This is a genomic window from Blastococcus sp. SYSU DS0510, assembly GCF_054050835.1.
In genome coordinates, this window is record NZ_JBJHAC010000005.1 from 126,776 (window position 1) to 141,440 (window position 14,665).

The window sequence follows — 14,665 nt, forward strand, 5'->3', positions numbered from 1 at the left end:
GACGGTCGGGTCGCGAGTACGTCCCGCTGAGCCTGCCCGGCCGTGTCACCCGTCACAATGGGCGCACCGCACAGCGATCACAAGAACGTGTTGTGCTGTGAGTCGTCCCGTTGCCAGGTCGATATCGGAGCCCCTGGACGAGCCCGTGGAGGGCGGCCGATCCCGGCCTCGATTGGGTCACGACTGGCCCCCGCGGTGCGTGTCGCCCTGCGCCCGCCCGCACAATGGGCGCGGCGCACAGTCGCGTGCGCGCCCGGTTGTGCTGTCAGCGGTGCGTCAGGAGGGGGTGAGCGCGTGCAGCCGTTCCGCCCGGAGGTGGCGACGAGGCTCGCCGAGCTGGCGCCCCGCCTGCTGGAGCAGCTCGACGCGATGACCGATCGCATGGTCGACGTGCTCGTCCGCACCGAACCCGCCTACCGGCAGCTCGTCGAGGAGTCCGAGGAGGACCTGCGGCACTCCACCCGGTCGAACCTGGAGGGCGGGCTGCGCTCCCTGATGGCCGCGGCGTCGGGCACCGGGACCCCGCACCTGGCCTCGGCCCGGGCGGTGGGCCGGCGGCGGGCCGCCCAGGGCTTTCCGCTGGAGGCGGTCCTCCGGGCCTACCGGCTGGGCGGCCAGGTCACCTGGGAGACGCTGCTGGCGGTCTCCCGCGACGGCACCGCGCACCACGACACCCTCCTGCTCGAGGTCGCCGGGTCGGTCTGGCGGACCAACGACGCCGAGTGCGCCGCCCTGGCCGAGGGCTACCGGACGGAGCAGCGGCGCCTCGAGGGCGTCGACGAGCGGTCGCGCCAGCAGGCGATCGACGGGCTGCTCGACGGCCGGGGCAGCGACCCTGCGTTCGTGCGCACCGCCACGGAGCTCCTGGGCGTGCCGCTGGACGGCCGGCTCATGGCGGTCGTGGCGCTGCCGGGGCCCGAGGGTGTTCCGGCGCTGCGGTCCCCCGGGGAGGCGCTGCTCAAGCGCGGCGTGCGCTCGGTCTGGGGTGTGCGCGGTGACGCGCAGGTGGGGCTGGTCGGTCTGGGCGGCACCCGCCCCGCCGACCTGCTGGCGCTGCTGCGCGGGACGGCGCACGGCCCGGTGGGGGTGTCCGACGTCGTGGAGGGTGCGCCCGCGGTGGGCACCGCGTACCGGCTGGCCGAGACCGCGGTCCGCACGCTGCCGGCGGGGGTGAGTCGCGTGGTGAGCATCGACGACCGGCTCCCCGAGGCGTTGCTGAGCAACTCGCCCGAGATCAGGTCCCGGCTGGTGGGCCAGTCCCTCGGCGGGTTGCTGGAGCTGCCCGGGGACGAGCGCGCGGTGCTGCTGGACACGCTCGCGGCGTTCCTCGCCAGCGACGGCTCGCCGACGCGGGCCGCGGACGCCCTGTACTGCCACCGGAACACCGTGATGCACCGGCTGCGGCGGATCGAGTCGGTGACGGGCCGGAAGGTGACCGACCCGCGGTCGCGGCTGCTCTGGCAGCTGGCGCTCCTGAGCACGGAGCACGGCGAGCCGGCACTCCGGTCCGCATAGCAGCCGCCGCCGGAGGTGGGCGGCGGACACCGCGGCCCCGATCGCCCGCGGTGGCAGCAGGACGGGGGACCACCTGAGGGCGGTCGCCCTCTGCCCACTCCGGCGGGGCAGAGCGCGACCTCGGGCAGCGCCTGTTCCCGGCTCGCGGCCCACCCGGCGCGAGCGGCTCGGCGGTGGGGGAAGGGGGTTCCCTACTGGAGGTAGCTCTCGACCTGCTGCTCGGGGCGCACCTGTGCCTCGTCGGGGTCCTCGTCGTACTGCCGCTTGGCGCGGCGCTGCCGCAGCAGGTCCCAGCACTGGTCGAGGTCGGCCTCGATCTTGCCCATGCGGGCCCGTGTCTCGTCGGTGTGCTCGCTGCTCTCGCGCAGCGAGTGCTCCTCGTCCACGAGGGCGTGGATGCGCTTCAAGATGTCCTGCTCGTCCATGACCGGGTCGGTGCCCGGGGAGGCGGGCGTGAAACGGGATCCACGTGCCCCGGGGCGCTCAGCCCTGCCCCGGGATCCAGCCCTCCACGAAGGCGGCCAGCCGGCGGTGCACCGCGCCGCCGGCGCGGCCGAGGGCCAGCAGCGCGGCGCGCTCCAGCGGAACCCGGACGATGCGCCGGTCGGCCCCCCGGGTGGTGACGGCGTGACCCGCGGCGACCAGGTCGGGCCACGGGCGCGACAGCTGCACGCGGACCCGCTCCAGCGCCGCGGACGTGGGGGCGGCGTTGCCCTCCACCATCGCGGTCACGAACGCCGGGTCGCTGCCGATGACCCTCGTGCCGTCGCGGAAACTCCCTGCGGCGAGCGCGAGCGCCAGGGGGCCGGCCTCGGCCGCCGCGGCGGCCAGGGCGGCGGCGAGCAGGTGCGGGACGTGGCTGATCGCGGCCACGGCGTCGTCGTGCTCGGCGGCCGTGACCGGTACGACCTCGGCGCCGACGGCGAGCGCCACCTCGGCGACGCGCAGCCACCGCGGCAGCTCGGTGCCCGGCTCCAGGCAGAGCGCCCAGCGGGCGCCGGCGAACAGCTCCGGGTCCGTCGCCCCGTGGCCGGACCGCTCCGTGCCGCACATGGGGTGCCCGCCGACGAAGCGCCGGCCGAGTGCGGGGCCCAGCGCGTCGAGCACCGGCACCTTCACCGACCCCAGGTCGGTCACCGTGGCGTCGGGGTCGACCACCAGCCCGTCCAGGGCGGTCACCATCGCCGGCAGCGGTACGGCCAGGACGACGACGCCGGAGAGCTCCCGGGTGATCCGCACCCCGCGCGCGGCCGCGGCGTCCCGGGCCGCCGGGTCGACGTCCCAGCCGGAGACCGGGCGCCCGGTGGCGGCCAGCGCGGCGGCCAGCGACCCGCCCAGCTGGCCGAGCCCGACCACGCCGACCGGGGGAGCGGGCATGGTCGGGACCGGGAAGGACGGCGCCCCGCCGGTGGGGACGGCCCCGGGGCGGGCGGTATCGGCCATGATCAGAGGCTATGACGACGATCCATCCGCTCCGGCCACCCCACGCGCCGTGACGCCCCGGTCGTTCCTGCTCACCCCCGAGCTCGCCGACTACGTCCGCGCCTCGTCCGACGCCCTGGACGAGGTGATGGCCGACCTGATCCGGGAGACCGCGGAGATGGCCGCGCGGGGCGAGGCCCCGGCCACCCTGCAGATCGCCCCGGAGCAGGGCGTGCTGATGCGGCTGCTCACCGCGGCCCTCGGGGTCCGGACGGCGATCGAGATCGGCACGTTCACCGGCTTCTCCGCGCTCTGCATCGCCCGGGCGCTGCCGGCGGACGGCTCGCTGCTGTGCCTGGACAACAACGAGGAGTGGACGGCGGTGGCGCGGCGGTACTGGGCGCGGGCCGGGGTCGCCGACCGGGTCGAGCTGCGCCTGGGGGACGCCCTGCCGACGCTGCGCGCGCTGCCGGCCGAGGAGACCTTCGACCTGGCGTTCGTCGACGCCGACAAGACCGGCTACGCCGCCTACGTCGAGGAGCTGCACCCACGCCTGCGGGGCAACGGTGTGGTGCTGCTGGACAACACGCTCCGGTCGGGACGGGTGCTGGACCCCGCGGACGAGTCCGACCGCGCGGTGGCGGAGCTCAACGCCGCGCTCGCCGCCGACCCGCGCTGGGAGACGGCCCTGCTGCCGCTCGCCGACGGGCTGACCCTGCTGCGCAAGCGATGAGCGCGGGCACCGGGGAGGGGCCGGCCAGCTACGCGGTCCGGGTGAGCCGTGCCGATTCCCGCTGGCGGGTGGAGCTGCTGGCCGCCGACGCCGGCGACGAGCTACCGGTGCTGGAGCGGGCGCTCGGCGATCCGGGCACCTCGGGCTGGCCCCCGCCGTTCGTGCTCGTCGTCGACTCGCGGCTGTACTTCGTCGCGCTGCGGCACGGCCCCGGCGGCATGGTGCGGGCGCTGATCTCCGACGCGACGATGCTGGAGTGGGTGCTCGCTGCCGAGGTGGTCGAGCGGTACGGCATCGGCGTCGACACCGAGGGGACCTTCGACGACGACGAGACCGGCTGGCCCGGCGGCGACCTGGATCTCTTCGCCGACGACGGGCTGCCGGCCGAGGAGCTGCGACCGATCGTGACCGCAGACGACCTGTGGGCCGACGAGATGGTCGCCCGGATCGCCGCCCGGCTGGGGTTCGCCGACGAGCTGGCCGCGGCGGTGACCCCGTGACCGTCACCGCGGTGGTCTTCGACCTCGGCGGCGTGCTCACCGAGAGCCCGATGACCGCCTTCGCCGCGTACGAGCGGGAAGCGGGGCTGCCCGAGGGGCTGATCCGGCAGCTGAACTCGACCCATCCCGACACCAACGCGTGGGCGCGGTACGAGCGCAACGAGCTCGACGTCGCCGGGTTCTCCGCCGCCTTCGAGGCCGAGGCCGCGGCGCTGGGACACCGGGTCGAGGCCGCGCGGGTGCTCGCCGCCCTGCAGGGGGAGCTGCGCCCCGCGATGGTCGCGGCGGTGCGCCGGCTGCGGGACGCCGGGCTGCCCCTGGCGCTGCTGTCGAACAACGTCGCGCCGATGGAGCGCACGGGCCGGCTGGGGGACGTGCTCGGCCTGTTCGACGCGATCGTCGAGTCGTCGGTCGAGGGTGTCCGCAAGCCCGAGCCGGAGATCTACCGGAGGGCGCTGAACCGGCTCTCCGAGGCGGTCGGGCGCCGCGTGGAGGCGGCCGACTGCGCCTACCTCGACGACCTGGGCATCAACCTCAAGCCCGCCCGCGCCCTGGGCTTCTCGACGATCAAGGTGGTCGACCCCGCCGTCGCGCTGGCCGAGCTCTCCGAGCTCGTCGGCTTCCCGCTGGACGGCCCCGCGATCATGGCGCCGTGACCACGTACGGGGCCGTTCGAGTGGTTCCCGCGCCATGATCGCGGGGGAGGAGCTCGACGCGGCGATGGGGCGGGCGCTGGAGCTCGCGGCCGCCGCGGAGGAGTGGGGGGACACCCCGATCGGCGCCGTCGTCCTCGGGCCGGACGGGTCGGTCCTCGCCGAGGCGGCGAACGAGCGGGAGAAGCTCGGCGACCCGACCGCCCACGCGGAGGTGCTCGCCCTGCGCGCGGCGGCGCGGGCGCACGGCGACGGCTGGCGGCTGGCGGGCTGCACGCTGGTTGTCACGCTGGAGCCGTGCACGATGTGCGCCGGCGCCAGCGTGCTGTCGCGGGTCGCGCGGGTGGTCTACGGGGCCGACGACCCGAAGGCGGGGGCGGCCGGATCCCTGTGGGACGTGGTCCGCGACCGCCGGCTCAACCACCGGCCCGAGGTCACCGGCGGGGTGCGGGCCGAGGAGTGCGGCGCGCTGCTACGTGCCTTCTTCCGCCGTCAGCGGGGCCTGTAGTCTCTTCGGCGGTGGCGTGTCCGAGCGGCCGAAGGAGCACGCCTCGAAAGCGTGTGAGGTGCAAGCCTCCGTGGGTTCAAATCCCACCGCCACCGCCAGCAGGAACAGCCCCCGTCCCCCCGTTCCGGGAGGGCGGGGGCTGCGTCGTCCGGGAGCCCCTCAGGCGGGGAAGTCGCTGTCCAGGATCAGCTGCCCGTCCCGGACCAGGAACGTGAAGACGTGCGGCCCGGTCTCGCGGCGGCCGTCGGCGTAGCGCAGTTCCATCGTGGCCGTCGCGGTGTTCTCGCCGTCCGCGGCCTGGATGTCGCTGAGACGCACGTCCTCGAACTGCTCCCAGTACCGGATGTAGTTCGCGCGGCTGATGTTCGCGCGCAGCGTCGGGCCGGTGCGCTCCCACGCCTGAGCGGGGTCCTCGATCACCTGCTCGTGGTAGTCCTCGACGAAGTCGCGGATGTTGTCCGCAGCGAGCGGGTCCCCGTCGTCCCCGTTCCCGCCGTTGCCGTTCCCACCGTTGCCGTTCCCGCGGTTGCCGTTCCCCTCGTTCCCGTTCCCCTCGTCCTCGCCTTCCACCACCACCTCCTCCTCCGCCGGCGGCGGCACGACCGGTGCAGCCGGCTCCTCCGGCTGGGTCTCCGTGGGCACCGGCTCCTCGCTGGAGGCGGGGGCCTCGGACGTCGTCGACGTGGGCGAGGCGGCCGTGGCGTCGGGGTCGCCGCCGGAGGTGCCCAGCCAGATGCCGAGCGCGGCCAGCAGCGCGAGGACGCCGACGCCGGCCGCCACCCACGGTCCCCGGCGGGGTCCGCGGCGGCCGGCGGGCGCCGCGGCCGCTGCCGGCGCCGCGGCCGCCGCCGTCGCAGCGGGCGCCGCGGCGGCGGACCCGACGGGAGGTGGCTGCGGCAGCGGGGTCCGGGCGGCGGGCGGGACGGGTGTGCGGGCGGCCGGCGGGATCGGCACCGGCGTCTCGGTGGGGGCCGGTGGCGCGGTGGACGCGGCGCCCGCGGCGAGCACCGCCGTCCCGGAGGGGCCCGCCGGGCGCAGGTCGGTGCGGGCCACGAGCACCGTCGTCGGGTCGCCGTCCCGTCCCGCGGCGAGCCGGGCCAGCTCGTCGCGCACCTCGGTCATCGGCGGGCGGACGCCGGGGTCGTCGGCGAGCATCCGCAGCAGGGGGTCGGTGAGCGCCCCGGCGCGCTGCGGGGGAGTGATCCGTCCCGCCGCCACCCGGTGGAGCATGCTCAGCGGGTTGTCCTGCATGCCGAAGGGTGGCTGGCCCTCCAGGCAGGTGTAGAGCGTCGCGCCGAGGGAGAAGACGTCGCTGGCCTCGGTCATCTCGTGCCCCTGGGCGACCTCCGGCGCGAGGAACGCCGGGGTGCCGGTGATCTGACCGGTCTGGGTGAGGGTGACGTCGCCGCTGGCGTGCGAGATGCCGAAGTCGGTGATCTTGACCAGGCCGGCGACGCGACCGCCCTCCCCGATCAGGACGTTGGCCGGCTTGACGTCGCGGTGCACGATCCCGGCCGCATGGGTGGCCGCCAGCGCGTCGGCCACCTGCGCACCGATCTGCGCCACCAGGCCGGCGGGCAGCACGCCCTCGGTGCCGAGGACCTCCGCGAGGCTGCGGGAGGGCAGGTACTCCATGACCAGCCAGGGCGCCCCGCCCTCGAGGGCCACGTCGTAGACCGAGATCGCGTGCGGGTGGCTGAGCCGGGCGGCGATCCGGCCCTCGCGCAGCGCCCGCTGCCGCTGCTCGTCGATCAGCTGCTCGTCGGCGCCCAGCGGCGAGAGCACCTGCTTCACCGCGACCTGCCGGCCCAGCCGCTCGTCGCGCGCCAGCCAGACGGTGCCCATCCCGCCGCCGCCGATCTGGGACTCCAGCCGGTAGCGGCCGGCGATGAGACGGCCGGGCCCGGTGTCGGGACGGGTCATCGACGGGCGGCAGCCGGGTCAGACGGTGGAGGGCACGCCGTACCGGCGTGCGTACTCCTCCTGCGCACCGACCGGCAGGACGTCGTACAGCCCGCCGAGCTCGGTGTGCACGTCGCCGTCGAGGTCGTCGAAGATGCGCTGCCAGGTGGGCGGCTCGTCGTAGCTGCGGGTCAGCAGCAGCTCCCAGGCCTGCGCCTGGCGGTCGCGCTTGCTGCGCTCGGCGGCGAACTCGGAGAGGTAGCGGTCCTTCGCGGCGGTCTTCTCCGCGGCGGTGGCGCCGGCCGGCAGCGCCGCGGCGTCGCCCCCCTTGAGCACACCGACGATCGCCTCGACGACGTCCGGCCGGACCTCGCTGTGCTCGTCCATGTCCTGCGCCTCCTCCTGTGCGGCCCGCAGGTGCAGGCCCTTCCCCGCCGGCCATCCGGTCAACCGCTCTGCGCTGAGGATGCCGCACGCCACCGCGGCCGGCCTCCCCGGCGGTGTCCCGGCGAGCCGCGGGAGGGCGCCCGGTACCATCGACGCCGTACCTGGAGGATTCGCCTAGTGGCCTATGGCGCTCGCTTGGAAAGCGGGTTGGGGGCAACCCCTCGGGAGTTCGAATCTCCCATCCTCCGCAGCACCGACGGGCCCCCGGCACACGCCGGGGGCCCGTCGCATCTCCGCGGTCAGGCGCCCGCCGTCGGCACGGGCTGCCGCAGCCGGCGCAGGTAGAGCCCCGCGACCGCGCCGAGCACGAGCAGCCCGCCGACCAGCGCCAGCGGCGCCAGGCGCTCCCCCAGCAGGAGCGTGGCCAGCGCGGTCGCGGTCAGCGGCTCCAGCAGCGTGACGATCGAGGCGACCGCACCCGGCACGGTGCGCAGCCCGGTGAAGAACATCGCGTAGGCCACGGCGCTGGGCACGATGCCCAGGTAGAGGAGCACGCCCAGCGCCACGGGGTCGGCGGTGAACCGCAGGCCGGCGGCGAGCGCGATCGGGGTGAGCAGCAGCGCACCGCCGGCGAAGCCGACGAGGGTCACCGGCACCCCGGCCGGCACCCCCGCCCCCGCCAGCGTGACGACGGCGTACCCCAGGGCGGAGCCGACGGCGAGCAGGGCGCCGAGCAGCACCGCCGTCCCGGTGTCCGCCCCGGCCGAGATGCCGACGAGCAGGACCAGCCCGACGAGGGCGACGACGAGGGCGGTGACCGTGGCCGCGTCCGGGCGGCCGTGGCCGAGCACCGTCGCGCCGACGGCGATGAGCAGCGGGGCCAGCCCCAGCGCGACCAGGGTGGCGATGCTGACCCCCGCCGTGGCGACCGCCGCGAAGTAGGCCAGCTGGTAGCAGGCGAGGCCGGCGCCGATCAGCGCCAGGCGGACGGTGGTGCCGCGCCCGACCGCCGGCGCCGGGACGGCCCTGCGCCGGGTGAGCGCCCAGCTGAGGAGCAGTGCGACCGCGCCGATCGCCATGCGGTGCCAGGCGATGTCGAGGGGGCCGAGGTCGCTGTGCCGGGCGACGATCGAGCCGCTGAAGCCGGAGGTGCCCCAGCAGAGCGCGGCCAGGACCACGAGGGAGAAGCCGCGACGGGTCGCGGCGGTGCTGGGGGAGGACATGACGCTCCAGGTGCGGCTGCCGGGACGGGGCTCGTTGCCCGGAGCGCGGGGCGGATCAGCCCGCCGGGCTCCGGGTCAGGAGCGCGGCGGGGGAAGTGACAGGGCCCCGTCCCCCCCACCCCGCGCACGCCCGGGGCGAGCCTCCGGACGGGGCCACAGCGTCATGGGCGGCAGCGTAGCGGGGCGTGCGTCCGCGGCCCGAGGGGTTTCCTCTACAGTGGAGCGCGACCCCTCGTGTGGCGTCATCCCGTGAACCTCCCCAGGGCCGGAAGGCAGCAAGGATAAGCGGGCTCTGGCGGGTGCGCGGGGGGTCCTCGCTTTCCCGGGGGCCGGTCGCCACCGCCGGATACGGCATCGCCGGACCTCCGCACCGGCGGCCAGGGCTCGATCGCGTTCCTGCTGCACCCCGGGTGTGAGCCCGGTGCCGGTCCACGAGGTGCCGGCATCGGGCTCACGACCGGGAGCCTCGGCGATCAGCCCACGACGACCGACTCCACGACCCGTCGCATCGTCTCCTCGCTCCCGGGACCGAGGGGGAGGGTCCCCCCGAGACTGATGCTCCGACGGCCGTCGTGCATCCAGACCGTGAACGTCGCGATGCCGGGGTTCATGGTGCCGAGGTCGGTCATGACCCAGGCCTCCTGCGTGCCGGGGACCGTCGTCCGGGCGTACCCGTCGCCCACCGACTGGCCCGGGAGCAGAGGGGTCACGTCCAGCGTGAGGAACGTCGCCTGGCCGTCCACCTGCGGGCCGTACCAGATGAGTGTCGAGTCGGTCCGGTGTTCGGGGGCACTGGACCCCGGCGGGACCGAGAAGGTGATGTCCTGGACGGTGCGGCTCTCCCACGCCGTGGAGGGCTGGTGGACGCCGCCCGGGTCGTCCTCCACGGCGGCCGGGGTGACGGCGAGCGAGGCGACGACGCGCTCGGCCATCTGCACACCGGTGTCCCCGCCCGGGAGGAGGGCGGAGACCCGGAACTGCCGGTCCCCGTTCAGGAGGTACAGCCAGACCGACGTCGTCGCGACCTCGGCGCCGGCGCCGTCGCTCCGGCTGGCTGCGTCGACACCGCCGTAGGCCGCGTCGGCGCCCGCGACGGTGAACCAGTCGCCACCATCGGCGGGGTACAGGCCGCCCTCGTAGGTCTCGATCTCCGTGATCTGCACCTCGGCGTACACGTCACCGCCCAGGCGTGGGCCGTTCCAGGTCAGGGACGGGCCCTCGAACAAGGAGGGCGCGGGTCCCGGGTCGATGGTGTCGGCCGCTCGTGCGCCGGGCGGGACCTCGAAGGTGACGCCCTCGAACGTGCGGATCTCCCAGCCCGTGACCGGCGCGGTCGGCTCCGCCGCGGGAGTGGCGGAGACCAGCGGGGGCGGGGTGGACGTCCGGACCGGCGTCGGCCGCGCCACCTCCTGCCCGCGGTCCGCGGTGAGCGCGTCGACCGCGACCACGGTCCCGGCCGCCACCGCGGCGGTCGCGGTGGTGACGGCGAGGAGGGCCAGGCGGCCACGGCGCTTCCGCCGGTGCCGGAGGCTCGCGTCCCGCACGAGACCCACGACGTCGAGCGGTGGCGTCATGTCGTCGGCCAACGCGGTCAAGCGGGAACGGAGGACGGTGGTCTCGTGGTCGTTCACTGGTGCCTCCCCGACGCGGGCGTGAGGTCGTCGTCCGTGCGGGGATCGAGCAGACCGCGGAGCGCGGCGAGTCCCTTGGCGACGTGGTTGTTGACGGTGCTGCGCGAGCAGCCCATGAGGTGTGCGGTCTCCGCCTCCGAGAGGTCCTCGAAGTACCGGAGGACGACGGCGGTGCGGACGCGTGGCGACAGGCGGAGGAGTGCCTGGCGCATCTCGTCGGTCTCGGCGTGCGCGCTCTGCGGGTCACCGCCGCCGACGTCGGGGAAGGTCTCGAGGACCCGCTCGGTGTTGGTCAGGCGACGCAGCCAGCTCAGATGCGCGTTGATCATCAGCCGGCGCACGTAGGCGACCCGGTGGTCGGCCTGCCGGACCTTGTCCCAGGACCCGTAGGCCTTGGCCAGAGCGGTCTGGAGCAGGTCCTCACCGAGGTGGGCGTCCCCGGTGACGAGGCAGGCCGTGCGCAGCAGCGGCCCGCCGTGGTCGGCCACGAAGTCGGTGAACTCCGCGTCCCTGTGTTCGGTCACTCGCTCCTCCGGAGGTAGGTCTCGTGAGGAGGACGCCCCGAGGAACCGGTCCCGCCCCATACCGGTATGTATCGGTCTCATAACAGCCGGTCGGCACCGCCGACCGCAGCGGGCCGGCGACGTCCGCCCGGCCGTCCGGGGGCCCGCCCGGCGCTTCGTCGGTGGTGTCGGTCCCGCCGCGTAACCTGCGTCCGTGGCACTGGCGCTCTACCGGAAGTACCGCCCGGCGACCTTCGCCGAGGTGGTCGGGCAGGAGCACGTCACCGCGCCGCTGGTCAACGCGGTCGACGGCGGCCGGATCAACCACGCCTACCTCTTCAGCGGTCCACGCGGCTGCGGCAAGACGTCCTCGGCGCGGATTCTGGCCCGCTCGCTGAACTGCGAGCAGGGGCCGACGTCCACGCCGTGCGGCGTCTGCGGCTCCTGCGTGGCGCTCGCCCCCGACGGGCCGGGCTCGCTCGACGTCATCGAGATCGACGCGGCCAGCCACGGCGGCGTCGACGACGCCCGCGACCTGCGCGAGCGGGCGTTCTTCGCGCCGGTGAGCAGCCGCTACAAGGTCTACATCGTCGACGAGGCGCACATGGTGACGACGCAGGGCTTCAACGCCCTGCTCAAGGTGGTCGAGGAGCCGCCGGAGTTCCTGGTCTTCGTCTTCGCGACGACGGAGCCGGAGAAGGTGCTGCCGACCATCCGGTCGCGCACCCACCACTACCCGTTCCGGCTGGTGCCGCCCACGACGCTGCGCACCCTGCTGGAGAAGACCTGCGCCGCCGAGGGCGTGCAGGTCGAGCCGACGGTCTTCCCCCTGGTCGTGCGGGCCGGCGGTGGCTCCGTCCGCGACTCGCTGTCGATCCTGGACCAGCTGCTGGCCGGCGCCGGGCCCGAGGGCGTCACCTACAGGACCGCCGTCGGGCTGCTCGGCGTCACCGACGACGCCCTGCTCGACGAGACCATCGACGCGCTGGCCGCGCACGACGCGCCGGGCGTCTTCCGCGCCGTCGACCGCGTGGTGGAGGCCGGGCACGACCCCCGCCGCTTCGCCACCGACCTGCTCGACCGGCTGCGCGACCTCATCGTGCTCGACGCCGTCCCCGACGCCGGGGGCAACGGCCTGCTCGACTGCCCACCCGACCGGCTGGACCTGATGAACCAGCAGGCGCAGGCGCTGGGCTCGGCGACGCTCTCGCGGATGGCCGACACCGTGCACGAGGGGCTCACCGAGATGCGGGGGACGACGGCGCCCCGGCTGCTGCTCGAGCTCGTCTGCGCCCGGATGCTGCTGCCGGCCACCGACGGGTCGGCGGCCGCGACCCTGCAGCGCCTGGAGCGGCTCGAGCGCCGGATGTCGATCGCCGGCGAGCACGCCGGCCGGCCGCGGGAGGAGATCGGCCACCGCGAGACCGCCCCGGTCGACGCCGCCCCGGTCGACGCCGCCCCGGTCGACGCCGCCCCGGTCGACGCCGCCCCGGCCGCGGGCCCCGACGCGGGCCAGCCCACGCCGTCGGGTCCGAAGCGGGAATTCGTCCGCCGGTCGCAGGCGGAGCAGGCGGCCGCGCGCACGGACACCCGGCCGCCGGCCGCCGCCGCGCCCCCCACGTCCGCGCCCGCGTCCCCCGCAGCCGCCGCCGCGCCGTCGGCCCCCGCGCCGTCGACCCCGGCGCCGGCGGCCGACGGCTGGCCCGAGACCGCGCGCCCCGGCGGCGGGGCACCGCGTCCCGCGGCGACCGCCGACTGGCCCGAGACCGCTGAGCCGGGCAGCCGCCCCCGGCCGGCATCGCCGCCCGCGCCGGCAGCACCGCCTGCCGCCGACCCGCCCGCCCCTCGTCCGCGGGTGACGGCGGAGGAGCCGGACATCCCGCTGCCGCCCGAGCCCACCGACGACGAGGACTGGCCGCACCCCGCGCAGCCGGCCGCCGCCCGGGCCGCCGCCGCACGGGTGGAGCAGCCACGGCCCCCGGCCTCCCCGCCCCGCGCCGCCGCCGAGTCCTCGCCCGCCCCGCGCGGCGGCGAGCCGACGCCCGTGGTGTCGGCCAACCCGGAGCCGGCCGGTGACGGCGAGCTCACCACGACCGACGTCCGCCGGGTGTGGCCCGAGCTGCTCGCGATCGTCAAGAAGCACAAGCGCACCACCGAGGCCCTGCTGAAGAACGCCCAGGTCCACCAGCTCTCCGCGGGCGTGCTCACGCTGTCGACCTCGTCACCGGCGCTGGCCCGCCGGCTGGGGGACGACCTGAACAAGGACGTCCTCCGCGAGGCGCTCAACGAGCTGCTGGGGGTCCGCTGGCGCATCGACGCCGTCGTCGACGGCGCCGGGTCCGCCACCCCCGGCGCCCGGAACGCCGCGCCGGAGGCCGCCCGCGAGGCGGCCCGGGCGGCGGAGGCGGCCGAGGCGCGCGAGCTCATGGCCGAGCGCGCCGCGGAGGGGGCGGACGGGGACGGCCGGGAGGCGGCACCCGCCGTCGACCAGGAGCAGGCGGCGCTGCAGCTCCTGCGGGCACAGCTGGGCGCCCGCCCGGTCGACAGCTGACGAAGGGCCCCCTGCTCCCCGCCGCTCGCAGGCCCGCGTCGGATTCCCGCAGTGGGCGGGCCAGCAACTCGACGCAGGCAGCACTCGGGGGCGGCGCGCCCTCACCTGTCGCACCCGCGGCCTACTCTCGTGGCATGTTCCCCGGAGGCCAGCAGCCCGACCTGTCGCAGCTCATGAAGCAGGCGCAGCAGATGCAGCAGCAGCTCGCCGCCGCCCAGCAGGAGCTGGCGGCCACCGAGGTCACGGGCACCGCCGGTGGCGGGCTGGTCTCGGCGACGATGACCGGCGACGGCGACCTCACCGCGCTCACCATCGCGCCGGACGCCGTCGACCCCGACGACCTGGAGACCCTGCAGGACCTCGTCGTCGCCGCGGTCCGGGACGCCAAGCGCGCGGCGGACGAGCTGACCGCCAGCCGGATGGGGCCGCTCGCCGGTGGCCTGGGCGGCGGCCTGGGGCTGCCCGGCCTCTGATCGGGCGCACCCGCCCGATCCACTTCGCACACCCGAGGAGCACCGTGTACGAGGGCGCCGTCCAGGACCTGATCGACGAGCTCGGTCGCCTGCCCGGCGTGGGGCCCAAGAGCGCCCAGCGCATCGCGTTCCACCTGCTGTCGTCCGAGTCCGCCGACGTCAGCCGCCTGGTGGCGGCGCTGACGCGCGTCCAGGAGTCGGTCCGCTTCTGCGTGACCTGCTACAACGTCGCCGAGGCCGAGCAGTGCCGCATCTGCCGCGACCCGCGCCGGGCCGAGGACGTGCTCTGCGTGGTGGAGGAACCCAAGGACGTCGTCGCCATCGAGCGCACCCGTGAGTTCCGCGGCCGCTACCACGTGCTCGGCGGGGCGATCAGCCCGATCGACGGGGTGGGCCCCGACGACCTGCGGGTCAAGGAGCTCATGACCCGGCTGATGGACGGCGCGGTCACGGAGCTGATCATCGCCACCGACCCCAACCTCGAGGGGGAGGCGACGGCCGCCTACCTCGCGCGCCTGGTCGGGCCCATGGGGCTGGCCGTGTCCCGGCTGGCCAGCGGTCTGCCGGTGGGTGGCGACCTCGAGTACGCCGACGAGGTCACCCTCGGCAGGGCCTTCGAGGGCCGCCGCCGCATCGACGCATAAGAGGCCGCCTGCAGGGGCCC

At 75.7% G+C, this 14,665-nt stretch carries 15 protein-coding genes, 2 tRNA genes and 1 other RNA gene; 11 read left to right on the forward strand and 7 right to left on the reverse strand.

Annotated features, from left to right (window positions below; translation table 11 throughout):
- The first annotated feature begins 294 nt into the window (after window positions 1-294).
- Window positions 295-1,515, forward strand: coding sequence for a PucR family transcriptional regulator (locus ACI79P_RS06215; RefSeq protein WP_456580156.1), 1,221 nt, complete (start codon window positions 295-297; stop codon window positions 1,513-1,515).
- Between the two features lie 191 nt (window positions 1,516-1,706).
- Here the strand turns inward: ACI79P_RS06215 and ACI79P_RS06220 are convergent, their stop codons facing one another.
- Both ACI79P_RS06220 and ACI79P_RS06225 read right to left on the reverse strand, forming a co-directional pair.
- The gene (locus ACI79P_RS06220; protein ID WP_456580157.1) at window positions 1,707-1,940 is read right to left on the reverse strand and encodes a DUF2630 family protein; all 234 of its coding nucleotides are present in this window, start codon (window positions 1,938-1,940) and stop codon (window positions 1,707-1,709) included.
- Between the two features lie 58 nt (window positions 1,941-1,998).
- Complete coding sequence (locus ACI79P_RS06225; RefSeq protein ID WP_456580158.1) at window positions 1,999-2,958, reverse strand: prephenate dehydrogenase; 960 nt, start codon at window positions 2,956-2,958, stop codon at window positions 1,999-2,001.
- Window positions 2,959-3,007: 49 nt separating this feature from the next.
- On the opposite strand from ACI79P_RS06225, the gene ACI79P_RS06230 reads away from it, so the two are divergent.
- The 5 genes from ACI79P_RS06230 to ACI79P_RS06250 all read left to right on the forward strand — a co-directional run bounded on the left by ACI79P_RS06230 (window position 3,008) and on the right by ACI79P_RS06250 (window position 5,429).
- Complete coding sequence (locus tag ACI79P_RS06230; RefSeq protein ID WP_456580159.1) at window positions 3,008-3,670, forward strand: O-methyltransferase; 663 nt, start codon at window positions 3,008-3,010, stop codon at window positions 3,668-3,670.
- Entirely contained in the window at window positions 3,667-4,170 is a 504-nt protein-coding gene (locus ACI79P_RS06235) for a tRNA adenosine deaminase-associated protein (protein ID WP_456580160.1), read from the forward strand. The genes ACI79P_RS06230 and ACI79P_RS06235 overlap by 4 nt, the downstream gene beginning before the upstream one ends.
- Complete coding sequence (locus tag ACI79P_RS06240) at window positions 4,167-4,826, forward strand: HAD-IA family hydrolase (RefSeq protein WP_456580161.1); 660 nt, start codon at window positions 4,167-4,169, stop codon at window positions 4,824-4,826. The genes ACI79P_RS06235 and ACI79P_RS06240 overlap by 4 nt, the downstream gene beginning before the upstream one ends.
- A gap of 34 nt (window positions 4,827-4,860) precedes the next feature.
- Window positions 4,861-5,331: a nucleoside deaminase gene (locus ACI79P_RS06245; RefSeq protein WP_456580162.1), complete on the forward strand. Its 471-nt coding sequence runs from the start codon at window positions 4,861-4,863 to the stop codon at window positions 5,329-5,331.
- Window positions 5,332-5,341: 10 nt separating this feature from the next.
- Window positions 5,342-5,429, forward strand: a tRNA-Ser gene (locus ACI79P_RS06250).
- 61 nt (window positions 5,430-5,490) lie between these two features.
- Here ACI79P_RS06250 and ACI79P_RS06255 read toward each other — a convergent pair.
- Both ACI79P_RS06255 and ACI79P_RS06260 read right to left on the reverse strand, forming a co-directional pair.
- Entirely contained in the window at window positions 5,491-7,254 is a 1,764-nt protein-coding gene (locus tag ACI79P_RS06255; RefSeq protein ID WP_456580163.1) for a protein kinase domain-containing protein, read from the reverse strand.
- An 18-nt stretch (window positions 7,255-7,272) separates the two neighbouring features.
- Window positions 7,273-7,620, reverse strand: a complete 348-nt coding sequence (locus ACI79P_RS06260) for a hypothetical protein (protein ID WP_456580164.1) — start codon at window positions 7,618-7,620, stop codon at window positions 7,273-7,275.
- Between the two features lie 163 nt (window positions 7,621-7,783).
- Between ACI79P_RS06260 and ACI79P_RS06265 the strand changes: the two genes are divergently transcribed.
- A tRNA-Ser gene (locus ACI79P_RS06265) sits at window positions 7,784-7,868 on the forward strand.
- A gap of 51 nt (window positions 7,869-7,919) precedes the next feature.
- Here ACI79P_RS06265 and ACI79P_RS06270 read toward each other — a convergent pair.
- The gene (locus ACI79P_RS06270) at window positions 7,920-8,843 is read right to left on the reverse strand and encodes a DMT family transporter (protein ID WP_456580165.1); all 924 of its coding nucleotides are present in this window, start codon (window positions 8,841-8,843) and stop codon (window positions 7,920-7,922) included.
- 223 nt (window positions 8,844-9,066) lie between these two features.
- Here ACI79P_RS06270 and ffs point away from each other — a divergent pair.
- An RNA gene (gene ffs / locus ACI79P_RS06275) (signal recognition particle sRNA small type) lies at window positions 9,067-9,162 on the forward strand.
- Window positions 9,163-9,316: 154 nt separating this feature from the next.
- Here the strand turns inward: ffs and ACI79P_RS06280 are convergent.
- Window positions 9,317-10,474, reverse strand: coding sequence for a hypothetical protein (locus ACI79P_RS06280; protein WP_456580166.1), 1,158 nt, complete (start codon window positions 10,472-10,474; stop codon window positions 9,317-9,319).
- The gene (locus ACI79P_RS06285; protein WP_456580167.1) at window positions 10,471-10,998 is read right to left on the reverse strand and encodes a SigE family RNA polymerase sigma factor; all 528 of its coding nucleotides are present in this window, start codon (window positions 10,996-10,998) and stop codon (window positions 10,471-10,473) included. Before ACI79P_RS06285 ends, ACI79P_RS06280 begins: the two co-directional genes overlap by 4 nt.
- A gap of 193 nt (window positions 10,999-11,191) precedes the next feature.
- Here ACI79P_RS06285 and ACI79P_RS06290 point away from each other — a divergent pair, with 193 nt between their 5' ends.
- The 3 genes from ACI79P_RS06290 (at window position 11,192) to recR (ending at window position 14,645) form a co-directional block, all read left to right on the forward strand.
- On the forward strand, window positions 11,192-13,528 hold the full coding sequence (locus ACI79P_RS06290; RefSeq protein ID WP_456580168.1) for a DNA polymerase III subunit gamma and tau: 2,337 nt from the start codon (window positions 11,192-11,194) through the stop codon (window positions 13,526-13,528).
- A gap of 134 nt (window positions 13,529-13,662) precedes the next feature.
- Window positions 13,663-14,001, forward strand: coding sequence for a YbaB/EbfC family nucleoid-associated protein (locus ACI79P_RS06295; RefSeq protein ID WP_166533398.1), 339 nt, complete (start codon window positions 13,663-13,665; stop codon window positions 13,999-14,001).
- A gap of 44 nt (window positions 14,002-14,045) precedes the next feature.
- Entirely contained in the window at window positions 14,046-14,645 is a 600-nt protein-coding gene (gene recR, locus ACI79P_RS06300; RefSeq protein WP_456580169.1) for a recombination mediator RecR, read from the forward strand.
- Window positions 14,646-14,665 lie beyond the last annotated feature (20 nt).